Annotated in this window: 29 protein-coding genes; 14 read left to right on the forward strand and 15 right to left on the reverse strand. The window is 46.4% G+C overall.

Annotation, left to right across the window (positions count from 1 at the left end):
* Window positions 1-280 precede the first annotated feature (280 nt).
* The 5 genes from pgsA to KDK16_RS06635 form a co-directional block, all read right to left on the reverse strand.
* The gene (gene pgsA / locus KDK16_RS06615) at window positions 281-847 is read right to left on the reverse strand and encodes a CDP-diacylglycerol--glycerol-3-phosphate 3-phosphatidyltransferase (RefSeq protein WP_257275256.1); all 567 of its coding nucleotides are present in this window, start codon (window positions 845-847) and stop codon (window positions 281-283) included.
* A 161-nt stretch (window positions 848-1,008) separates the two neighbouring features.
* The gene (gene uvrC / locus KDK16_RS06620; protein WP_257275257.1) at window positions 1,009-2,850 is read right to left on the reverse strand and encodes an excinuclease ABC subunit UvrC; all 1,842 of its coding nucleotides are present in this window, start codon (window positions 2,848-2,850) and stop codon (window positions 1,009-1,011) included.
* Window positions 2,851-2,950: 100 nt separating this feature from the next.
* Window positions 2,951-3,607, reverse strand: a complete 657-nt coding sequence (gene uvrY / locus KDK16_RS06625; RefSeq protein WP_257275259.1) for a UvrY/SirA/GacA family response regulator transcription factor — start codon at window positions 3,605-3,607, stop codon at window positions 2,951-2,953.
* A gap of 179 nt (window positions 3,608-3,786) precedes the next feature.
* Window positions 3,787-4,716: an electron transfer flavoprotein subunit alpha/FixB family protein gene (locus KDK16_RS06630; RefSeq protein WP_257275262.1), complete on the reverse strand. Its 930-nt coding sequence runs from the start codon at window positions 4,714-4,716 to the stop codon at window positions 3,787-3,789.
* Entirely contained in the window at window positions 4,716-5,465 is a 750-nt protein-coding gene (locus tag KDK16_RS06635; protein WP_257275263.1) for an electron transfer flavoprotein subunit beta/FixA family protein, read from the reverse strand. Before KDK16_RS06635 ends, KDK16_RS06630 begins: the two co-directional genes overlap by 1 nt.
* A 518-nt stretch (window positions 5,466-5,983) precedes the next feature.
* Here KDK16_RS06635 and KDK16_RS06640 point away from each other — a divergent pair.
* Window positions 5,984-7,642, forward strand: coding sequence for an electron transfer flavoprotein-ubiquinone oxidoreductase (locus KDK16_RS06640; RefSeq protein ID WP_257275267.1), 1,659 nt, complete (start codon window positions 5,984-5,986; stop codon window positions 7,640-7,642).
* Between the two features lie 1,062 nt (window positions 7,643-8,704).
* Here KDK16_RS06640 and KDK16_RS06645 read toward each other — a convergent pair.
* Complete coding sequence (locus KDK16_RS06645; RefSeq protein ID WP_257275270.1) at window positions 8,705-9,604, reverse strand: YiiX/YebB-like N1pC/P60 family cysteine hydrolase; 900 nt, start codon at window positions 9,602-9,604, stop codon at window positions 8,705-8,707.
* A gap of 268 nt (window positions 9,605-9,872) precedes the next feature.
* Between KDK16_RS06645 and KDK16_RS06650 the strand changes: the two genes are divergently transcribed.
* A complete protein-coding gene (locus tag KDK16_RS06650) occupies window positions 9,873-10,442 on the forward strand; it encodes a DUF1285 domain-containing protein (RefSeq protein ID WP_257275271.1) in 570 nt (189 codons plus the stop codon).
* Between the two features lie 109 nt (window positions 10,443-10,551).
* Here KDK16_RS06650 and KDK16_RS06655 read toward each other — a convergent pair whose 3' ends face one another.
* On the reverse strand, window positions 10,552-10,731 hold the full coding sequence (locus KDK16_RS06655) for a hypothetical protein (protein ID WP_257275272.1): 180 nt from the start codon (window positions 10,729-10,731) through the stop codon (window positions 10,552-10,554).
* A 772-nt stretch (window positions 10,732-11,503) separates the two neighbouring features.
* A complete protein-coding gene (locus tag KDK16_RS06660; RefSeq protein WP_257275273.1) occupies window positions 11,504-11,908 on the reverse strand; it encodes a hypothetical protein in 405 nt (134 codons plus the stop codon).
* 243 nt (window positions 11,909-12,151) lie between these two features.
* Between KDK16_RS06660 and KDK16_RS06665 the strand changes: the two genes are divergently transcribed.
* The 11 genes from KDK16_RS06665 (at window position 12,152) to KDK16_RS06705 (ending at window position 18,627) form a co-directional block, all read left to right on the forward strand.
* Window positions 12,152-13,312 (forward strand): hypothetical protein, encoded by a 1,161-nt coding sequence (locus KDK16_RS06665; RefSeq protein ID WP_257275274.1) that lies wholly within the window; start codon window positions 12,152-12,154, stop codon window positions 13,310-13,312.
* 84 nt (window positions 13,313-13,396) lie between these two features.
* Complete coding sequence (locus KDK16_RS13535; protein ID WP_373690941.1) at window positions 13,397-13,993, forward strand: recombinase family protein; 597 nt, start codon at window positions 13,397-13,399, stop codon at window positions 13,991-13,993.
* Window positions 13,879-14,184, forward strand: a complete 306-nt coding sequence (locus KDK16_RS06670; RefSeq protein ID WP_257275275.1) for a hypothetical protein — start codon at window positions 13,879-13,881, stop codon at window positions 14,182-14,184. The genes KDK16_RS13535 and KDK16_RS06670 overlap by 115 nt, the downstream gene beginning before the upstream one ends.
* Window positions 14,168-14,527, forward strand: a complete 360-nt coding sequence (locus KDK16_RS06675) for a hypothetical protein (protein ID WP_257275276.1) — start codon at window positions 14,168-14,170, stop codon at window positions 14,525-14,527. The genes KDK16_RS06670 and KDK16_RS06675 overlap by 17 nt, the downstream gene beginning before the upstream one ends.
* 427 nt (window positions 14,528-14,954) lie before the next feature.
* Window positions 14,955-15,476: a hypothetical protein gene (locus KDK16_RS06680; RefSeq protein ID WP_257275277.1), complete on the forward strand. Its 522-nt coding sequence runs from the start codon at window positions 14,955-14,957 to the stop codon at window positions 15,474-15,476.
* A 44-nt stretch (window positions 15,477-15,520) separates the two neighbouring features.
* Entirely contained in the window at window positions 15,521-16,435 is a 915-nt protein-coding gene (locus KDK16_RS06685) for a metallophosphoesterase (protein ID WP_257275278.1), read from the forward strand.
* 148 nt (window positions 16,436-16,583) lie between these two features.
* A complete protein-coding gene (locus tag KDK16_RS06690) occupies window positions 16,584-16,796 on the forward strand; it encodes a hypothetical protein (protein WP_257275279.1) in 213 nt (70 codons plus the stop codon).
* Between the two features lie 152 nt (window positions 16,797-16,948).
* Window positions 16,949-17,647, forward strand: coding sequence for a GIY-YIG nuclease family protein (locus KDK16_RS06695; RefSeq protein WP_257275280.1), 699 nt, complete (start codon window positions 16,949-16,951; stop codon window positions 17,645-17,647).
* A 9-nt stretch (window positions 17,648-17,656) separates the two neighbouring features.
* Window positions 17,657-17,824 (forward strand): DUF4357 domain-containing protein, encoded by a 168-nt coding sequence (locus tag KDK16_RS13540; RefSeq protein WP_373690663.1) that lies wholly within the window; start codon window positions 17,657-17,659, stop codon window positions 17,822-17,824.
* Window positions 17,825-17,889: 65 nt separating this feature from the next.
* Window positions 17,890-18,417, forward strand: a complete 528-nt coding sequence (locus KDK16_RS06700) for a hypothetical protein (protein WP_257275281.1) — start codon at window positions 17,890-17,892, stop codon at window positions 18,415-18,417.
* Between the two features lie 60 nt (window positions 18,418-18,477).
* Entirely contained in the window at window positions 18,478-18,627 is a 150-nt protein-coding gene (locus KDK16_RS06705) for a topoisomerase DNA-binding C4 zinc finger domain-containing protein (RefSeq protein WP_257275282.1), read from the forward strand.
* On the opposite strand, the gene KDK16_RS06710 is transcribed toward KDK16_RS06705, so the two are convergent.
* The 6 genes from KDK16_RS06710 to KDK16_RS06735 all read right to left on the reverse strand — a co-directional run bounded on the left by KDK16_RS06710 (window position 18,624) and on the right by KDK16_RS06735 (window position 21,026).
* Window positions 18,624-18,911 carry a hypothetical protein gene (locus tag KDK16_RS06710; RefSeq protein WP_257275283.1) on the reverse strand — a complete coding sequence of 96 codons (288 nt, stop codon included), beginning with the start codon at window positions 18,909-18,911 and terminating at the stop codon, window positions 18,624-18,626. The genes KDK16_RS06705 and KDK16_RS06710 overlap by 4 nt on opposite strands.
* 59 nt (window positions 18,912-18,970) lie before the next feature.
* Window positions 18,971-19,177 (reverse strand): cold-shock protein, encoded by a 207-nt coding sequence (locus KDK16_RS06715; RefSeq protein ID WP_257275284.1) that lies wholly within the window; start codon window positions 19,175-19,177, stop codon window positions 18,971-18,973.
* A 429-nt stretch (window positions 19,178-19,606) separates the two neighbouring features.
* Entirely contained in the window at window positions 19,607-19,780 is a 174-nt protein-coding gene (locus KDK16_RS06720; protein WP_368736476.1) for a type II toxin-antitoxin system RelE/ParE family toxin, read from the reverse strand.
* A 6-nt stretch (window positions 19,781-19,786) separates the two neighbouring features.
* On the reverse strand, window positions 19,787-20,137 hold the full coding sequence (locus tag KDK16_RS06725) for a type II toxin-antitoxin system ParD family antitoxin (protein WP_257275286.1): 351 nt from the start codon (window positions 20,135-20,137) through the stop codon (window positions 19,787-19,789).
* Between the two features lie 118 nt (window positions 20,138-20,255).
* Complete coding sequence (locus KDK16_RS06730) at window positions 20,256-20,396, reverse strand: hypothetical protein (protein WP_257275287.1); 141 nt, start codon at window positions 20,394-20,396, stop codon at window positions 20,256-20,258.
* 192 nt (window positions 20,397-20,588) lie between these two features.
* Window positions 20,589-21,026: a hypothetical protein gene (locus KDK16_RS06735; protein WP_257275288.1), complete on the reverse strand. Its 438-nt coding sequence runs from the start codon at window positions 21,024-21,026 to the stop codon at window positions 20,589-20,591.
* A 24-nt stretch (window positions 21,027-21,050) separates the two neighbouring features.
* Between KDK16_RS06735 and KDK16_RS06740 the strand changes: the two genes are divergently transcribed.
* Window positions 21,051-21,434: a DUF2237 family protein gene (locus KDK16_RS06740; protein ID WP_257275289.1), complete on the forward strand. Its 384-nt coding sequence runs from the start codon at window positions 21,051-21,053 to the stop codon at window positions 21,432-21,434.
* 20 nt (window positions 21,435-21,454) lie between these two features.
* Here the strand turns inward: KDK16_RS06740 and KDK16_RS06745 are convergent, their stop codons facing one another.
* A complete protein-coding gene (locus tag KDK16_RS06745) occupies window positions 21,455-21,619 on the reverse strand; it encodes a hypothetical protein (protein WP_257275290.1) in 165 nt (54 codons plus the stop codon).
* Between the last annotated feature and the right edge of the window lie 659 nt (window positions 21,620-22,278).

Raw genomic sequence — 22,278 nt, forward strand, 5'->3', positions numbered from 1 at the left:
AACTCGCGACCCCAACCTTGGCAAGGTTGTGCTCTACCAACTGAGCTATTCCCGCGGTGAAGATAATTTAGGACTTCTTCAAAGTCCGAAGCGGAAAGCGAGACTCACTCTTTAACATTGAGATGCCCCCAACCCTGTTCAGGCTCTGTTCTGCTAACTGAGCTATACCGGCCCGGCATCCATGTTCGTCAGTGCATGAAGCCCGAGAGCTTCGCGTCCGTCGAAGATGTTGCGTAGTTTAAGAATATTTCGTCTGCTGTCAATAGATTAGAGTAATGAATTAGCTTTCAGCCTTAGAGAATGGTGTCAGATCAGGCCATGCGGCTCGAAGGTACACATACATAGACCACAGTGTCAGGATGGCAGAGATGTAAAGCATTGCCAGACCAAGATACCCGATCATGGATTCCAGAGGCACAGGGGCAAAGAGTAACAGGGTAATGGCCATCATTTGTCCGGCCGTTTTTAGTTTGCCGATCATATTCACCGCTACACTGGTTCGCTTACCTATCTCAGCCATCCATTCACGCAGGGCAGAAATAACAATTTCCCGGCCAATAATGATCGTAGCGGGTATGGTCATCCAGGCTGCCCTGAACTCTTCGACCAACAGGCATAATGCTGTTGCTACCATGATTTTGTCTGCCACCGGATCAAAAAAAGCACCGAAGGGGGTGGTCTGGTTCCAGCGTCTGGCCAAATAACCATCAAACCAGTCAGTCGCAGCAGCGACTGCAAAGATGGCAGCGCAGAGAGTGTAACGCATTTCAATGGGCAGGTAGAAAATCAAGACCAGAAAAGGAACCAGAACAATGCGAAGCATCGTTAGAATATTCGGAATATTCATAGCAACAGATAAATAACCATGATGTGTAACTTTGCTGAGGTCTTTCTACCAGAGTACTCATGCAACCCAAAGTTCTGGTGCAGACAGACCTACAGACCGTCGTTGAAAATATTTACAATCCCATAAGTTACACAGTCGAGAGAAATAGTACAAACCCGAATCTACGATCCATGCAAATGAGCATGTATCTGTTCTGCCAGCTTCTGGCTGATACCCTCGACTTTTGCCAGCTCATCTAACGACGCGTTCATTACGCCATGACGCCCCCCAAAGAACTTGAGCAATGCCGAGCGACGCCTGGCTCCAACTCCCGGAATATCTTCCAGAGTTGATCGTTTTCTGGCAACACTGCGCTTTTGTCGGTGGCCGGTAATGGCAAACCTGTGCGCTTCGTCCCGTATATGTTGAATCAGCAGCAGAGCGCCATCTTTTTCCAATGCGGGCAGCTCCTTGCCCTTATAAATCAGTGTCTCAAGACCTGGTTTTCTGGAAACCCCTTTGGCGACACCCAATAAAGGAATATGCTGGAGAGATAACTCGTACATGACGTCCTCTGCCATGCTCAACTGCCCCTTACCGCCATCAATCAATATCAGATCCGGTGTATTCTCAGGCTGCCCGGTCAGGCTTTTATAACGCTTATGCAAGGCTTTCTTCATGGCGGCATAATCATCACCAGGCTCAATACCTGTTATGTTGAAACGCCGATACTGGCTTTTGTCGGGCCCTTCCTGATTAAACACAACACAGGAGGCAACCGTTGCCTCACCCATGGTATGACTGATATCAAAGCATTCAAACCGGGTTAACGGTTCTTTCAGCTTCAGCAGCCTACCCAATTGCTCTGTGCGCTTGCGTTGATGGGTTTTACCAGCCAACTCAGACTGAAGGCTCGTCTGTGCATTTTTATCTGCCAGCTTCAACCAATCCTGTCGTTCGCCCCTGACCCGATGCTTGATTTTGACACTTTTACCCGACAACTGACTGATTCCCTGTTCAAGTACCTCGTGATCTTCCACGACAATAGGCAGGATAATCTCGGAGGGAAAATTTCGACTATTGGCAAGCTTGATATAAAACTGGGCCAGAAATTCTGAAAGGTGATCTTCTGGCTGATGGTCCAGCCTGAAATTCGGAAAATAGCTCTTGTGCCCCAATAACTGACCATTACGAACAAACAGCACCGCAAAGCAGACCTTACCCATTTGGTTGCAGTAACCGACTATGTCCGCATCACCGGTACTGCGATTGACCGACTGTTGTTCCTGAACTTGCCTGAGCTGGCTGATCTGATCCCTGATTTCAGCGGCTTCTTCAAACCTCAGTGCTTCGGACTCGCTCTCCATTCTTTTGATCAGTTTACGGATGAGCTGCTGACTCTTTCCTTCCAGAAATTGGCGAGTATCCTGCACATCTTGCTGATATTCTTCCGAGCTGACCAGATTGACGCAGGGAGCCTTACAGCGTTGGATCTGATGCTGGAGACAGGGACGACTTCTATTACGGAAATAACTGTTCTCACATTGTCTGACCTTGAACACCTTTTGCAGCAGATTCAAACTTTCCCGCACGGCACCACCACTGGGATAAGGACCAAAAAACAAGCCTTTCTTGCTTTTACTTCGACCTCTCTGATAGACAATACGAGGATACTCATCTTCCACAGAGAGATAAATAAAGGGGTAGGACTTATCGTCCCTGAGAAGGATATTGTAGGGCGGTCTCCGGTCTTTGATGAGGTTTTGTTCCAGCAGCAAGGCCTCCAACTCGGAGTTGGTAATGGTTACCTCTATACTGTGGATCTTGCTCACCAGCGCCATGGTTTTGGTGGTCAGACCAGTAGGACGAAAGTAGCTGGACAGACGATTTTTAAGATTTTTTGCTTTCCCGATATAAAGGGTATTCCCAAGATTGTCCCGCATGTCGTAGACACCCGGCTGTCTGGGCGCCTGTTTTAGAAAAGCCTTGTGATCGAAACGTTCTTTTTCTTCACCTTTAGCCATTGAGCCTGTCATGGAATACAAATACTGTCGATTAATTTCGGACAGTATACTGACAAACAAGACCACAGACCTACAACTTCAGCTCATGACCTGTCGTTGATCAGACTGAAGCAGCATCCTGCCCTACTTCAATCAGCCGGTACCGAATCGCCAAATGTGTTAATTCCACATCACTGTTTATTTGCAGCTTCTCAAAAATACGGTAGCGGTAACTGTTCACCGTTTTAGTACTCAGACAGAGTTTGTCCGAAATGGCCTGCACCTTTTCACAACTGACTATCATCAGGCATATCTGCATTTCCCTACTGGACAGTTTTTCAAAGGGGGAACCTGAGGAAGGATGTAAGGACTTCAACGCCATTTGCTGAGCAATATCAGGACTGATGTAGCGTTTGCCAACGACCACCGCCCTGATGGTGGTAACCATCTCATCGATACTGATGCCTTTGGTGACGTACCCAGCTGCACCGGCTTCCATCAGTTTGGCAGGATACAGCTCATCATTGCAGACGGTGACAGCAATGACCTGAATCTCTGGGAATGACCGACTGATCTTACGTGTGGCCTCCAGACCACCAATCCCCGGCATTCGGACATCCATCAGTACCACCTGGGGCTTGAGGCTACGACACTTTTCAACGGCCTCTTCCCCGCTACTGGCCTCACCGACGATGACCAGTCCCTCTACATCGGAAAGCATGCGGGACAAGCCCGTTCTCACCAGATCATGATCGTCAGCAATCAGTACGCGAATCATGACATACTCCAACCTGCATCTTTATAGTTGTTATGTTCCTAATCCATCTCTCATTTCCCTGATGGTAAACCACTCCAATGTCACCACACTCAGAAAAAAGCCTGAGCACGAGTAATATCGTACAACAGGCTTATCCTACTACCAATATGTTTGGACTAGCAGAATACTACAGGCCAAAATTAGAGCTTGCTTTCCAGTTCCGGTACAGCTTCAAACAGATCCGCTACCAGACCATAGTCGGCTACCTGGAAGATAGGCGCTTCTTCGTCTTTGTTGATGGCAACAATGACCTTAGAGTCTTTCATACCTGCCAAATGCTGGATCGCACCGGAAATACCAATAGCAACGTACAGGTTAGGAGCAACAATTTTACCAGTCTGTCCAACCTGCATGTCATTAGGTACAAAACCTGCATCTACTGCTGCACGAGAAGCACCTACCGCAGCACCGAGTTTGTCAGCCAGTTTGTAAAGGATCTCGAAGTTTTCTCCGTTACCCATACCACGACCACCGGATACTACAATTTTTGCAGCACCCAGTTCTGGACGATCAGACTTCGCCATCTCTTCACTGACAAAGGAAGATATACCTGCGTCATGAGCGATGTCCAGCTGCTCAACAGGTGCACTACCACCATTAGCCGCCACGGGATCAAAACCAGTACCGCGAACGGTGACAACTTTCACAGACGCACTGCTTTGAACCGTTGCAATGGCATTACCGGCGTAGATCGGACGGGCAAAAGTGTCAGCACTGTCGACACGTATGATGTCAGAGATTTGCTCAACATCCAGCAAAGCAGCGACACGGGGCATATAGTTTTTGCCACTGGTGCTGGCAGCACTCAGAATATGGCCATAGCCTTTGCCCAGTTCAGCAACCAGCAGACTGACGTTTTCTGCCAACTGGTGCTCATAGGCGGCATTGTCCACAACCATAACCTTGCTGACACCTTCAACGGCTGATGCTGCTTCGGCAACAGAACCACAACCGGATCCAGCGACTAATACATGAACATCATCGCCTATTTGACGGGCAGCCGCTACCGTATTCAGAGTGGCCGCGCCCAGGGCTGCATTGTCATGCTCTGCAACTACGAGAATAGCCATTAGATTACCTTCGCTTCTGTTTTCAGTTTTTCGATCAGTTCATCAACGCTGCCCACACGGATGCCGGCACTGCGCTCCGCAGGTGGCTCAACTTTCAGAGTGTTCAGGGAAGAAGCCACCTCAACCCCCAGATCTGCAGGTGTTTTGACGTCGAGAGGTTTACGCTTGGCCTTCATGATATTGGGCAGAGAAGCATAACGAGGCTCATTCAAGCGCAGGTCTGTCGTCACGATAGCGGGCAGTGACAGGGAAACTGTCTGCAGACCACCGTCGACTTCGCGAGTGACAGAGGCTTTGCCATCTTCTATAGTCACTTCAGAAGCGAAAGTACCCTGAGGCAGACCCGATAATGCCGCCAACATCTGACCGGTTTGGTTGTTATCACTGTCGATGGACTGTTTACCCAGAATCACCAGATCTGGTTTTTCTTCATCAACAATGGCTTTGAGCAGTTTGGCAACAGACAGAGAACCGGGGTTTTCATCGGTTTCTACCTGAATACCGCGATCAGCACCCAGAGCAAGAGCGGTACGTATCTGCTCCTGACACTCTTTGGTCCCGAGTGAAACAACAACGATTTCAGTGGCAACACCCTTTTCCTTCAGTCTTACCGCTTCTTCAACAGCAATTTCACAGAAAGGATTGATGGCCATTTTGACGTTCGTGAGATCGACATCACTATGGTCCGCTTTTACACGAACCTTGACGTTATAGTCGATGACTCTCTTAACGGCTACAAGTATTTTCATGGGTTCGCAGCCTTCCTTATTTATACTATGACTGGATACTTGGTTGTGAGGCAGGGTATGAAATCTCCGAAAACATCGCGCGGAGCATCAATTGTTATCATTGTTTCACATCGCTGCTGTGTGGGCAGTCTAACAGCACGTCAATAAGGGTTCAAACCTATGTTCAAGATTGATGCAAATCCGACAGCTCTAATGAACTATGTGTCTGACCAGAGCCTTTTATTAGAACACCCAAACATTATGACATCTTCCACATGTAGTCAGAGACTCTTCACTGGCAGGATGGCAAATGGCACTCTGCCAGCCGAGCGAGCCCTGACACAGCGAACACTGGTTATTTGTGTTAGAGCCAGTATAATGCAGAAAAAAATTCAAACAACTGTTTGATTTTCATGCCAGGAGATTTTTCTGACTATGACAGCCCGGAAAGGTTAACCGGAAAGTTGGAGTGTCATCAGACACAAAGAACATTGTATGAAAATCACCATGTGATAACCCGGTGAGGGAGGGGATCCATCTTGGAACGCGAGTCTATGCCATTTGACGTGGTAATTGTGGGCGCTGGACCATCCGGTTTGTCTGCTGCATGTCGTCTTATGCAACTGTCACAGGAAGCAGGTCAAGAACTCTCTGTCTGCGTCGTTGAGAAAGGATCAGAGGTAGGAGCACACATCCTGTCTGGCGCCGTCTTCGAACCTACTGCCCTGAATGAACTGTTTCCCGACTGGAAAGAAAAAGGGGCACCACTGAATACCGCTGTCGTTTCCGACGATATCTACTGGTTAAGCTCCCAGGAAAAGGCCATGAAAGTGCCGGGTGCCTTTGTACCCAAGACGATGCACAACGAAGGTAATTTCATCATCAGTCTGGGCAACCTCTGTCGCTGGCTGGCTGAACAGGCTGAGAGCCTGGGTGTGGAAGTATTCCCCGGCTTTGCTGCCAACGAAATCCTGTTCAATGAAGATGGCAGTGTGAAAGGGGTTGCGACTGGTGACATGGGTATCTCTGCCAATGGCGAGAAAAAAGACAGTTACATGCCTGGTATGGAACTGCACGCCAAATACACCCTTTTCTCAGAAGGCTGTCGTGGTCAACTGGGTAAAGAAATCATCAGCCGTTTCAATCTGGACGAAGGTAAAGACCCACAACATTATGGCATTGGTATCAAAGAGCTGTGGGATGTCACTCCAGAGAACCACTCTGAAGGTCTGGTCGTGCACACTGCTGGTTGGCCTCTGACTGATAGCGGCTCAACTGGCGGCGGCTTCCTTTACCACATTGAAAACAACCAGGTCGTACTGGGCCTGATTACCGACCTGAGTTACTCCAACCCTCACGTCAGTCCTTTTGAAGAGTTCCAGCGTTACAAGCAGAGCCCAACCATCAAGAAATTCCTTGAAGGTGGTAAACGGGTGTCTTATGGTGCCCGCGCTCTTGCCAAAGGCGGCCCTCAGTCCTTACCAAAAATGACCTTTGCCGGCGGCCTTCTGATCGGTTGTGATGCAGGCACCATGAACGGTGCCAAAATCAAGGGTTCTCACACAGCTATGAAGTCCGGCATGTTGGCAGCCGAGGAAGTCTTCAAGTCAATTAGCAGTGGCTCCGAAGGCGGCGAAGACCTCACTTCTTACACAAAAGCTTTTGAAAGCTCCTGGCTGGGCGATGAGTTGCAGGCACAGAGAAACTTTGGTCCGGCCATGCATAAGTGGGGTAACTTCATAGGAGCGGGCTTTGCGTTTATCGACCAAAATATTTTTGGTGGCAAGCTGCCATTTACCCTGCATGATAAAACACCCGACTACGCAACACTCAAGCCAGCGATTGATAGTAGAAAGATTGATTATCCAAAACCGGATGGTGTCATAAGCTTTGATCGTCTGAGTTCTGTGTTCCTGTCCAACACTAACCATGAAGAAGATCAGCCCTGCCACCTGAAACTGGCCGATGCTTCGATTCCTCTGAGAGATAACCTGCCTAAATACGACGAGCCTGCTCAGCGTTACTGTCCGGCTGGCGTTTATGAAATTGTCGAAGACGAAACATCTGGCGAGCAGCGCTTCCAGATCAACAGTCAGAACTGTGTTCATTGTAAAACCTGCGACATCAAGGATCCGGCCCAGAACATTAACTGGGTTGCTCCGGAAGGCACCGGTGGCCCCAACTACCCGAACATGTGAGTGCGACGAGAGTCGCCTTGCTAGCGTGTAAGCGCTTGATTTTAAAGCGCTTACACACCTACCGTCAAAGTCGTAGAGACATTCGGTAGTCAGTGTGGTGAAAACCCGCATATCTTTAACTATCGTCGGTATAAAGACTATTCCACGCCCTGACACTATCAACAGCGGCTGCTCATTGCGGCCACGTTCTGCTGCGACTGTAAATCTGCGGGACTGCGCTCCATTATTCTTGATGAGCTTTATGATGATCTTTGCAACTGGGGGAGCCAGGGGCATGCTAGCTGCACAAAGAGCATTACAAGTCTGAATCAGGTGCTCAGTTAATGTTTCACATTGGGTTATTCGGGGCGCCCATAGAGTCTTTAAGCCTATGCGACACTGAAGAGCAGGAGGTCGTCATTCCCGCGAAAGAGAATGTCCCAAAAGTCCTGCGTTTCCCTGATACGGTGTTAAAAAATGACTCAAAATGCTCATCTACTCGCTGTGAACCGGGCTTTTTCGCCACTTTTTGCCTTTTCTCAGCTTTGCTAGCCACTTTTGCAACAGCCTCAAAGGCGGGAATCATTCAGCTTGAGTTAATAAGCTTGCAGCTATACCTTCTGGCGAGTATCCACTCTCCCTTTTGTGTCAAGATTCTTTACGAAACTGACCCTACAGAGGGGGAAGCAGGCAAAACATGCAAAAGATCCGTTACAAGTAATTTGCAAGTTTCTTGACCGTCTATAAGCAGATATCAAAAGTATCGATCGAATCGCAGGACTTACAAAACCCCTTATAGAATGAGCTCTGCACCATCAGAGACGGGAAAAAAGAAACCCGTGCCTCTGGGGGAAGAGTGCACGGGTTAAGACCATTAGGAGTGAAACATAGGTACACAATGCAAGTATCGAGGTCAATTACTGACCTAGACTGATTGATCGTAGGGGGAAGTCGATCGGATCAGTAGGACTAATTATGGTGCAGAATCTTCATGCGTCCACTGAGCTGTAAGATCAATTCAGAATAATCAGGTTTTTTATTACACTCGATTGATTTTATATCCGTCAGTTTAACCGTTAAGTTTCAGTTCAAAGTGTTTTTGTTGCCGAGATTTTCTGAGCCTGAACCGCCACTTAACCCCATTTGCTGTAATTCTTTCACCTTGTCAGGGGTGATATAAAGCTGACCTTCCTGACCTTCGAGAGCACCATGGCCATGCCAGGGAAGCAGTTTATAATCCGAGTGGTGGGTATAATCCAGGAAAGGATATTTAATGATCTGGAAATAGGGAGAGTAGTCAAAATCACTGGGGGTGCAGAGCTTGGGGTTACGCTGAAACAGCTGGACACCTTTCTCTCCGGTCATCTTCACAAGAGGCAGAATCGGGAAGTGAATAAAACTGAACGCCTCCGCTATCATGCTCGAGCAAACTGTTTTAGTTTCATCTCCGGGAGAATGTTGAAATAAAGTGGAACGCCAGCGCCTGGGCATGATGGAATAGGGAAAGAAAAAGCGAGCCAGATCCAATATGTGGCGGACATTGTAGTCGAGACCTAAACGGCTAACAGCATAATGAATGACCTGCTGACTGTCGGAGTAGTTCAGTCCATTGGGTCGACAGATTCTCAGATGTTGACCTTCATACCGGCTTAGAGGATGTACCACTGTCCCAAATCCAAGCTCACTCTCAATAATGAGCTGGTCATCTGGAGAGCCATCGTAAGATTCTTTAACGGTCTGTCGAACACGTTCATCTTCTATATCATGCAATCGACCGATATAAAGCATGGCATGGGACCAGGGGCTCTGGGTAATCTGTTTGATGACATTGCTGACTCGAGATTCTCCTTCAACGAGCACCACATCACAGGGCCTGAGTTCGTGTCGGATTCTTTCGAAATCACAAAGAGGGCAGTTATTGTCTTCAGGCTGCTGCATAAGCCATTGAGTCAGTAGGCCAGCCAGTGATTTGAAGAGCTGCATTATTTTTCCCTGTCGGTCTTCAACAAAGCACTTCTTCACAACTTGAGTGCATACCATAAATAGTAGCATCAGCCATATTCCTGGTAAGATTGTGGTGACTTTTGGTCTTTATCCTGCTCGCTGTCCATAACGGGGTTCATCCATTGTTCGGCAGAGATAAATCAGACGGTATCCTCATTCAGACGATATAATGACTTTGTTGCATCCATGTTTCATCTGAGTGCTGATATTTCAACAGAACAATGACAACAGGCAGAGGGGCCGAGTTATGAGTGATCAATCCATATCACCCGGAAGGTTGGCTGAGAGCATGAAACCTCTCCAAAAACAGCAGGGTTTGCCTCCTGTTCATTCGTGGAATCCAGATTTTTGTGGGGATATAGACATGAAAATCTGTCGAAACGGTAATTGGCTCTATATGGGATCACCCATAGCCAGAGAGTCGATGGTTAGACTGTTTTCTACGATCCTCAGGCATGACGACGATGACTGCTTTTACCTGGTAACCCCGGTAGAGAAGGTCAGAATTCAGGTGGAAGACGCTCCGTTTGTAGCTGTATCCGTTGAAAAGAAAGACGACGGTCTCACTTTTACTACTAATGTGGGTGATAAAGTGACTTTGGATCAGGAGCATCCTTTGTGGGTCAACATCGATCCGTCGACGGGAGAGCCTTCACCCTACATTAGGGTCAGGGCTCAGCTCGATGCTCTGGTTCATCGTAATGTCTTCTATCAACTCATTGAGATGGCAGAAGAAAAGTCTTCGGAGCATGATGTTGAGCTGTGCATCAATAGTCACGGTAAAACTTTCTCCATTGGCAGTATCAATTCTGAATAATGACTCTATTAGAAAGCAACAAATCTGCCTGAGCGCCCATAAGGCAGGTAAGGAGCCGGATACTGCTCTAAGGGCCGGGTAGCGCGGTACATTACTGTACCGCAGCCCCTCAAATAGTCACCTTGGAGAGCATTTGTCGGCAGTCGTTTAAATCATCTTCGGTCTTGATTGACTTGGCTGCCTCGCTATCGAAAGCTTCAAGCTGCTGCTTGTTCATTTCGCCTATCCTCAACCCATTACTGCTATTAAGATAGATATAAACACGGTTATCTATACAGTCTCTGGCCAAGCATTTGCCTCAGGGCACCATGTTCATTGGTCGGCTCTCTCAGGCAGTCATAATCGCAATTCCTCACCAGCCGAAGTGTACCAGGCACTAGTATTTTCCAAAATTCCATAGCGGGACGGCCATTATTTTGATCAGTGGTGGTCATGGTGTCGAGCACTGGAAACCTGATTGAGTAGCTCTATGTCTGTCCGTACATACTTTAAAGTCCGGAGCAATCGGGGTATATCATCTCGTAATTTAGCGTCGAAAGTGATGACAGAGATATCTAGCTCGCCCAACAGCATTTGGGGATTGATGGTTTGGCGCACAAATTGAGAAATTCCGGTTCTGGAAAATCTTCGAGAATTATATTGGGCTTGAGGCTTCTGAATTAAGGGGGGGGGGGAGGTCCGAGGGTTTTCGGACGGGCACTAATGAGCGAAAGGGGCAGAGCTTTTGCTAATAAATAGATCAGCACGGAAAGAGCTACAATCAGAATAGCAATTTTCTCGATGCATGTTAATTCAATACTCTTTCTCTTTATATGATATATCCAACTAAGGTTATCACAAACGATACGAAGAAAGAGGAGAGCGCAGGCCTGAAACCTACGCCACCGCAATCTGAAAGTTGAGCAAAAAAGCAATTAGAGTAGCCGTAGTTCATATAACCCAAGCAATGTAATGTGCAACACACCTATTTGTACATATACCTAACAAGTAAGCAAAAAGCTGCGAAAGATCATAACTATGGATAAAAGACACAACACCTCTCCAATACACATTAAGAATTTTTACTCACCACGCCTTGGAGAATATCTTTGAATGATAACCGCCTCACTACGATCTATACCGTATTGAAAAGACCATTTACCGATGTCAGATGAATTGAAATTTTCGATTTCTTCTATATCAATGTAATTGTTACTATTTGCAATTTCATCAGCAAATTCTTTATATCCTGTTTTAACCAAAAGATAACCTAAAGCACAATATACCCCTTTCCCATTTTTAAATATGGGAGTTCTTTCCTGATTATCATCTGATGCATACACTCCTGCATTGGCATATTCCTGCAAGTAACCAAGCGCCAGACTCCTATTTAGCCTTTGCTCGGAGGAAAGAGAACTGCTTTGGTAATGACTCATCAGTTGAACGACTTTTGTCAGGTATGACTTTTTTGAGACAGTTGTATCCATGACATTGACCTCACTAAAAAACCAAAAGCACAGAAGATTCTAGTCGAAAAAAAAGGGTGTGGAGTTTTTTTTGTTATATTGCCCGAAAATTGCTTTGCCCATAGCCAAAATCAGAGACAAAGCGTCAGCGAGGTCCTCAGAATTTTTTGTTATGTGCTGTTGAAGGGGCAAAACCTAAAATGCCCCTTATGGGAAAATTCAGGTGCTAATATATGGAAACATCAATCAAAGAGCTTCATGTTTATGGACATCGTTGTCAAGCTAAAGTACATTGAATGTGTTATTTTTGTCCTGTTTTTTTGTTCTATTGAGGCCATCGCTTCAAACTGCCCCCATTGTGCTAATCCAATGAGTTTTGTTATGTTCCAATATGGATGCACAAATCCATTCTGTCCTCTGTTTGTTCAGAGGAGAATGGCTTATCCTGCCGGCAATTTAGAGTTAAATATTCAAACACCTGATTATAGTTTTTCTTGTAAAGGGTCAGGTTTTCCAGTTCTGCATACATTGCCAATAATTCCATATCTGAGCCAAAAAAACGCTCAACCGAAAATGCCACAAATCTCGCAAATACCATCAATCTCGCAAATACCGCAAATACCGCAAATACCATCAATCTCGCAAATACCGCAAATACCGCAAATGCCGCAAATGCCGCAAATCTCGCAAATGCCACAAATCTCGCAAATGCCGCAAATCTCGCAAATGCCGCAAATCCCGCAATCTCAGCAATTGGCTTTAGCTTCTACTACTTCAAAATTAAACCCTGATGCGACTAGCCAAAATAGTGAGCCTAATCGGGCTATGGCAGCATACCATTTTCAAACGCCAATCGCTAAGCTGATAAATACACTGGAAACACTGCTTAAGGATTTCGGAGTGACCCGGCGGAGACATTCTGAGCTGAATTTCATTAGTGGTTCCTATTATCACTTATTAAGGAGCTTCGCTGCGACTTGGACTAGTCTTTCCAGAAACAAGCAGCTTACTAGTGGTCAGATGTTAGTTAAACTTTGTGAAGAGCTAGGTTTTTGTGGAATTTGGCCTCCAGAAATTACGACAGAACAACCAATCTTTGATAACTCTTTAGATACTTTGATAAATTCAGTCTCGCAAAACAATCAAGTATTTATTGCCTTTTATACAGAGAATAACCCATTCATTATGTTGCACATAAACGCTTTGCCCAATACATTAGCTTCGTTGCCAGCAATACAAATGCATGGAATTTACCAAGAAGCAGGCTTTGACACGACCTTATCTCTTGATTCTCTGAGGCACTTCCTATTTCTTTTTCTTCATGCTGGTAATCAGGAATTCCATCACGTTTCCATTCTAATCTTTAAAATAGTACAGCGTTCACCTGGATCGACAATCGAAAGATTACAACTCACTGACAATTAATACAGGGAATTGCATAACACTTACAGCAAGAGTGGCGAATAGAGCGAGTGATCTTCCCCCGATAAAAAGCCCACTGTCGTTCGATTGATTTTCGAGCATTTTGCTGCCACCCGCTCGATCATAGCAATCTGTGAGATGCTCAATGCCAAGGGCTATACAACCAAACAGATACCTTTAAAAAATGGAGGTATCTGTGGCAGCATCTCTTTTGCCAAAAACGCTGTGTACCGCATTCTAAGAAACCGGATCTACATCGGCGAAATTGGCAACAAGGGTGAATGGTTTCCGGGGGAACATACTTCGATCATTTCAAAGAACCTCTGGGCCAGAGTAGTGGCAGCCTTTGATATTGAGTCCATCCAGCGCTCACGCCGGTCCCGATTGAGAAAGAACACCTCCTTCCTGAAGGGCCTGCTTATGGAGCCGATGGTCACTCCCTCTCGGCCACCAGCACACGAAAGAAAAATGGCAAATTTTTTCGTTATTACGTCAGTTACTCTGCCCAGTCCAAAGGCTACTCAAACAGCCCACTGCCACCCCTGTCGGCCTCTGTACTGGAAAAGCTGGTGCTGGGGAGCACACAACGACAGCTGGCCAGCCCAGAACTTTTGTTGCAGGTATGGGAAAAAGTGGAAAGGATCGAACCACAGATCAACATTGACAGGGTTCGCCAAGTCCTGAGTGACCTTTCAACTATCTGGGAGGAACTCTTTACCCAAGAAAAACGTCGTCTGATTGAGCTATTGGTACACCGTATTGATCTGACAACTACGACACTAACCATTCTTTTCAAACCCAATGGGATTGATTCAGTGGTATCGGAACTATCCCCACAATCACCGGAGATCGAAGACCATGGCTTACCTATTTAAAAATGGCGAAGAAAGCGTTGAGTTTCTGGAACAGGAAAACCTGATCAAAGTCACTCTGCCGATTCGAATGAATCAAAGGGGAGGCAAGACCACCATCGAGACCCCGGCTGGAGCTATCGACCCGCCAGAAGTGAAGCAGATACAAATAGCTCTGATTCAGGGACACCGCTGGCTAAAGATGCTTACACGGCAAAAGTTCGCCAGCATCAAGAAGCTGGCTGAGAAGGAGAAGGTGGACAAGGCCAGGGTCTCAAAGTGCATTCGCTTGACCTGTCTGGCCCCGGATATTCAGGAGGATATTCTGTACTATCAGGGTACGTGGCAGCTGTCGATTCTTCTCTGAATGTTGCTTAAGCCATTCGACAAGATCTTCTGGATCAAACAAAAGGTCTTCACTGGCAATTTCTGCTGTTGCCAACTCTTTCGTCTTCTCAGCCAAAGCCAAAAAAAGCCACTCATGTAGAGTTAAATAACTTTTTCTCTTTCTTATCTCCTCGAGATACAGCAAAACACTCTCAGCCGCATCAAGACTGGCTTGGCAGGCAGTGTCCATACCCATTCCTTTACCCCTTAAACCCCCTTTAAGTGGGGTTTATCTCTGTTTGGAACGACTATGCCATACCAGTATTAACCTCACCAGCACTCGCCGACTTACTGATCAGAATAGATACAAGAGGATTGGATCATGGATAATGTATTAGCCTGAACGGTCAGCGCCAATTGAGTCCCACTTGCAGGCGCTTAATAAATCTCGCTAAACAGGAAAAAAAATGAATAAGCACATCTCTTTGACCATTGATGGTCAGTCAGTCTCAGGTATAATCTCCGACCTCTCCCGATCTGGTTTAACAGTAGAAATAACATCCCCCTTCTCTGGATACAGGACTGGTCGCAATGTGGCCACCTTTGCCAGGGCCAGTCGCAATTACCTGGTAATCGGAGAGCAGGTCGCTTCTGAGCTGCTTACAGAACTTTATAATGATCTTAAGCTGCTGGCTGAAAAACGCGATTTACTTACAACAGAGTTCAAGCGTGTTCTCTCAAAACTGCGGCAACACAAAGCCAACCAGAAGGAATTGTCAGCGAAAACGTCAGAGCTAAGACAACAGTTTAAAGCTGGTCTGCAGGATCAAAAACAGTATCAGCAATCACTGAAAGCTATTCGTGACAACGAAACCCAACAAGACATGCAGTCAAGGGAGCTTGTTGAACAGTTTATTGATGACCATCTTCCTGGCTGGCATCACAGTCTGGATCATGACCAGTTGATCTCTTTTCTCTCATCAGACTGAATCTGATAACCTTCTCACTCCTCCGCTATGCAATGAGAATAAGAATGTACGACATTATTGGAGATATTCATGGTCGAGCTGATGAGCTGGAAGCCTTACTGCTCAAGCTTGGTTATGAACGACGTAAATCGGCATATCGCCACCCTGAACGGAAAGCCATTTTTGTTGGGGACTTTGTAGATGGGCAGGGGCAACACCGTAAAACCATTGACATTTGTCGTTCAATGATCGAGCAGGAAACTGCTCTTGCTGTGATGGGCAACCATGAGTTTAATGCCATCTGTTATTCGATATCGGATGGTGCTGGCGATTTCCTCCGCCCACATAATGAGAAGAACATCAGGGATCATGCGGAGTTTATTGCTGAGTTTCCATTTCAATCCAGCATACATCAGGAGGCTATAAGCTGGTTTAAGACACTGCCACTGTTTCTGGATCTGGGAGAATTGAGAATCATCCATGCAGTATGGCATCACACCAGCTTTCCTATTGTCGCCCCCTTTCTCGATGAAAATAACTGCCTGACACCGGATGCTTATGTTCCAGCTTCTGATAAATCACACCCGCTCTACCATGCAATAGAGTACCTATTGAAAGGGGTAGAGCTGGAACTACCACCAGACGTTAGTTTCAGAGATAAAAAAGGAAATCTGCGAACCGCTGCCCGCATTCGCTGGTGGGATGAACAAGCGACTCATTGGTCAAATGCAACCATCGGGACAGGTCAGGCAGAATTGCCCAACACTCCACTGCCCGAACAAAGTTATCGCTACACGGATACAGTACCGTTATTTGTAGGACATTACTGGATGAGTGGACAGCCCAGGCCAATGAGTGACCAGGTTGCCTGTGTTGACTACAGCGTTGCACGCCCTGGGGGAAGACTGGTGGCTTATCGCTGGTCGGGTGAGCGGAAGCTTATTCAGGATAACTTTACTTGGATAGACAGAAATCAATAATAAGCAACAGTGTGCAAGGAGTTATGCATGAGCGCTCTTGATATTGTTTACAACCATCGAAAGAAACAGGACGGGAATCTGTTCTCAGAAATCATATGTGGCGTTATTGAAGAAAAATAACCGTTGGCTGCTGTAAGGAATTTTTATTATGGATTTGGAATTGATGTTCAATTTACTCGCTTGGGGATTCTTTCTCTCTGGGGGTTACTTTGCCTTTAAACTTATCATTGGTGGCATCATCAGGCTTGCCGATCAGGAGCTGACCTTTGGGTATGTCATCAAATACTGTCTTTTGACTGGGTTATTTTTTGTTTTTGGGCTAACCTCTTTTTTTCTGGGTATAGGCTCTGGGAGTTGGTAGCTGAGAATTCTGCTCAAACAACCACTTGTACGGCATATCACGTGCTACCATGATTGATGACAGTAGAATCCAATTGTTTACTTTTGGTATTGTTACCTCCGGCAAACAAAAACCTGAAATCACCGGTTTAAAATGACCTCTCGATTAAGTTTATGCAACCAGCCACAATAAAACTCTTCCTCGTCAAGGGCAGCCCGACTGGCCTCCGTACCGCAGAGATCTCAAACTGGTCAGGCAAGGCCATTGCTGGCCCCCGCAGTGATCTTGATGACTTTCTGAGCCGCCCGGAACTTAAAAGTCCGGGCGTTTATCTGCTCTCTGGTATTGATGCAGATTCAAATGAGCCTGAGATCTACATTGGTGAAGCAGAGGACGTCTCCAGTCGTCTTAAGCAGCACGCCAAAAATGAAAACAAGGACTACTGGGTTCATACATCAGCCTTCGTCAGCAAAGACGACAACCTGACCAAAGCCCATATTCGTTACATTGAAGGAAAGCTGATCCAACAGGCATACAACAGCAAGCGAGTGGTTGTGATGAACAGTGCCTCCAGTGGATCACCACTGCCAGAAGCAGATCGCGCGGAGATGGACGTTTTTTTCGACAGGGTGTTGCAACTCCTGCCAGTGCTGGGTATTCATCATTTATCAGCTCCCGTAATGACCCAGTCGTCCCAGGCCAGCCAAGGTAAGGCAAAGATAAATGATACGGCTGATCAAATATTTTTTTGCAAAGGCAAAGGCTTGATGGCTGAAGGGAAACGATCCGAGGATGGCTTCACTGTTTTTGCTGGCTCCCAAGTCGTCAAAGTGCCCAACAAGGCCTGTTCAGCAGGCGTTCTCAAGCATTGAGACAGACTGATTGAGAAAGCGATCATCAAACTGGATGGTGATTATTATGTTTTCACAGAAGACTATGAATTCAGCAGCCCCAGCACGGCTGCTTCTCTGGTGAAAGGTGGAAGCGTGAATGGTCTTACCGCCTGGGTGGCAGAAAACAATAAAACACTTAAGGAGCTGGGGAGTTAATCTCTCCCTTTGGCTTTAATCAAGGCCTGCTCCCTCTTGCCGCAGGCTCAATGAAGTGAGGCAATATGGATATTATTAGTACCTCTCTGGCTACAATCATTACAGCAATGTCAGGCAGTATTACTGACAGTTATATTGAAAATGCTAATGCTGAAATAACGAGCCGGGTTATCCAGCACCAAGGACAGGATATTTATTTTGAGCATCAGGTATGGAGAATCCGAAATAGCAGCGTCTGCCAGAACAAGCACCAGAAAATCACTGAATTTTCTCAGTGCACTCTCGCGGCCAAAGCGGCATTTATTGAAATCTGTCAGGCCCACCAGCACAAGAACTATAAAGCCCATAAGGCAAAGTCGATGGTGAGAATGTTCTGTCAGGCTGCGTCAAACTTCAAACCCACCATCGCAATGATCCAGCCCTCCTCCCCCGCATCCAGTAAAACCAAAATAGATAACACTGAACTGATTGAAGCAAAGCAAAACTGCTCAGCATTGATTCTCGAAAGTCAAATGTCTAACGACCCGTTTATGGAAGCAAAGCGAGCTGATGCCTGCAAAAAATACAAACAACTTTCCACAAAACAACAATAAGGCTTGAGCAGTTATGACCCGTAAGCGATCTTTTCTGGACGACCTCAGCACACTCCCCTGGTGGTTCAACCTGATACTGGCAATACTTTCCTACTTTCTCCTCAATGTGGTTCTGTCATGGTAAAGCGCACTGCGAAAGAGGGAAGCAACAAAGGTAAGCAATTCTGGGGGTGCAGCAGATTTCCTGCTTGTAGAGGTATTCGCAGTTAAACGGACGCTTCATACTGCGCCAAATCCGGCGCAGCCCCCTTTACCTCTCCCCTCTGAATAAAAGCCTTCTGCCCTACTCCCAAAGACTCACCTTTCACTGTCATGATTGAACCATCCCTTAGCTCTGCCTGACTGGTTCCACTACCATTGAGTGAGGTGATAGTAGCTATCACCTTGCTTCCTTCAGGGATCAGTGATTTGAACTGTTGCCAGATGTTAGTGGTGGCCTTGATTGTTCCTTCTGCTCTTCCCTTAAACGCAAAAAAGGCAAAACCCCGCGGCATTGCCTTTTCAGCTTCACGGCATGTGAAGCAGATCAGCTACATAATATGCAGCTCAATCTTTACAGAGGACGGATGTCTTCTGCCTGAGGACCTTTCTGGCCCTGGGTCACTCGAAATTCAACCTGCTGGCCTTCAGTCAGGGTTTTGAAACCGTCGCCAACGATCTGACGGAAATGGGCAAACACGTCAGGACCATTCTCCTGAGCGATGAAACCAAAACCTTTCTCTTCATTGAACCACTTAACAGTACCAGTAGTAGTAGACATAATCATATCCTGATTTTTTAAAGCAAAATACCTTGCCGTGTATGTCACGGATAAGGCGGTAGAGCTAGAAGTTTTGTTATCGCTTATGAAGAACAGGACGAGCCACTACGCTCGGAACACTAAATCTATACATAAAGAATCAAACGCACTTATAACCTGGTGCCCATTTTACATGGCTTTGAGCTTTTAACAACGAGTATGAAACAATCATTAACGGCGGTAACTACTCATTTAGCATTAATTCTGTGAGTAGTGCCTTTCCAGCTCGATGGTTTGTACCACTCGTCCAGAATCCGTTTTTACGCTTGTTGAAAGACACAACGCCCTCCAACTTTCTGCATCCTCCTATACCTCGACTAAAACAGTTGAGGAGCGACATCAGTGTCGTGAAAAGCCGGTGGGTGTAGATCTGGCAGACTGATAGCCGTCTTACGCCTGAAATGTTTCAGAGATATCCTGTCTGCCCATAATCCGAACAATCAGGACATAATCTTCCTGAATTTGGTAATAAATGGAGTGAGAACCGTAAACGCTCATAAGGTATCCCTTGCGGATATGCTCCACTGCCGGGTAGTGAAGTGGAAAGTTCACTAATTCTGTCAAACGGGCCTACAAGCTATCGTGGTAATGAAGTGCCTGATCCAGGCCAAAGTTATCAATGCCAAACTCAAGGATGCGTTCTATATCCAAAGCAGCTTCATTTGATAGCTTATAACTCGCCATTTTTACGTTTTCGCTCAAGTACCGGGCCACTATGTCTTCAGGAGTTAATTCGCTGATACCACTGTTTTCTCCTTTGATCAGTGCATCACGGATCGCTTCGAGTTCACTTTTTCTGGATCGGGCTTGTCTGATCAGGTCATTAATGACATCGCTTTTACTACTGTACTCTTTGCTGTCAACCTGAGCCTTGAGCCACTTATCGTTGGGCTCGGTAAACGTGATGCTTTGTCTGGGCATGAGACTCTCTCCTTGGTTCATATATGCACCGTTTTAGCACCAAAACAGAAAAATGCATCTCGTTTATGCACAGATTTTGTATTTCCCATTGGAAAGGAACACCTGTGAATTTTAGCGACTAGCCCGCCAGATCAAGTTGCATGAACAAACTCAGCCCAGATCCTGAAATCGCCGTATTCGCCAGCACATCCAGTTGAAGAGGAATGCTGGCAGAGTCATCAGAGATAAAGCCCAGATTCTGTACTGGAGAGAACTTCACTCGATGTACCCGTATGTTAAAGGGCAACCCCTACTGAGCATCATTCAACCCTTCCATAACCAAGGTAAACTCCCGCCCGGACTCTACGAGTGCTTGTACCATATTAGCCTTGAGTAGGGTGAACTGACATTGATGCCCTGGTCATCAACACCCCCCACCTTCAATGACCTGAATACCAGATTTCATCAGTTGCTAGTCATTACCTTCTACCAGTATGGTATCCAGACTGTCTTTCACCATGATAGCCTGACTCAAATCAGGTAACCGCTGCAAAGGAATCAGTTCACCCGCCACACCATAGGTTTTTTGCGCTGCATCAGTCGCCGCCGTGATCGAAGCCACAGTAAGACTGCCTCGAAGTGCCGGGGAGATGTTGCTGGCAGTGAAATCATGGGCTATCAGATTGACAGTAATGCCGGACACCCGACTGATAACATTACGATAGCCACCACCGCCCATATAGTTTTTCAACTCTTTGCGATCTTCTCCAAAGCTGAAGTTAAATTCGCTGACATTGCCAATGGGCAACAGAGATGCGGAGTTGTCGTAAGGCTGAATATGGATGCTGCCTGCGCCGATAAAAACTACGATCCATCGTAGACATGGTTTTTCTCCTATCCTGTAGGCCACGAGTTTATCGTGGGAGGGTTTTACATGTTTGAACTGCTGTTTGAACAGCTCAATGTGTTTGGTAGGCAGTTAGAGGTTTGTTGTCAGAGTCCAATGACTGGCTTCTTTCGAAACGGATATTGCCATACCTGTCCAGAGGACTTTGGCAGTCATACAGTCTGCGCCCGGATGACCGATGAATTCCTGCAATTTTCCCTGTCCAAAGGTAACGACCTCATCACACCTAATCCTGCGTTTGGCTTTCCCGGCCTGAAAGCCGGTGACCGCTGGTGTCTATGCGTAAGTCGTTGGGTAGAGGCTCATAAGGCAGGTGTCGCTCCGCCGGTTTACCTGGCTGCGACCAATATGGCAGCACTTGAAATGGTTGACTTGGCGACGCTGGAGCAGATGGCATTGGATTGTTATTAAACGACGACTTAAATGTATAGCTACAAGTCAGCAAACGAAAGATGGACATTACTTGGGGCAATATCGAACCGGGTTTCACTGAAGCTGATATTTCGGGCTTCTGGAGTGAAGCGTTGTTTGGTGGTGAATAGCTCACGGACAGGGCGGGTTAAATCCAGCAGGGTGTAAGTCAATACTTCCATCATTCTCAACGCCTGAATGGTAGTAAACAAACCACTCTCGAAATAACCCGGTCGGTACTGGCATTACCCCATCCCAAGTTGCGACTTCATTATCACATACGCTGAAACCATAACCTCCAGACACGTCTGGCGTCGAATCTGGAAGATTACTCAGTGCACATTGAAGCTCTTTTATGAATTGTTTCTGCCGTTTTGTTACTGACTCCTGTTGCCAAAGCCAATCGCCAAGCTTTATTGCAGCTTCAATCAGCGGCTGTTCTTCTGGCAGAATTTGAAATTTATTTCTCATTTTTGTATCTAGAGTTTATGTACTTAATTCAATATTAGTCTGTGCGTTCCAGCTCCCTGTGGCTACCTTGTGATCAATAACAAACTCGTAAACGACCTCCAGCCCAAAAACTAAACTAAAGTACTGTTTTAAAAAGAAAAAACAAAGTGGAGGAAGTGACACCCCGGTTCCTCCAAAAAACCAAGAAGAGAGAAAAACAGAGAGGAACAGGAGGAAAAACAGTGAAAAAGCCCGTTTTGCAAAACCGGCAAAAACCCTTTAAACGTAGGGCTAAAACAGAAAAACCCTGTAGACGACAGACTACAGGGTTTTTGATATATGGCGGACCGGACGGGACTCGAACCCGCGACCTCCGGCGTGACAGGCCGGCATT

The sequence above is a fragment of the Endozoicomonas sp. SESOKO4 genome (genome assembly GCF_024606275.1).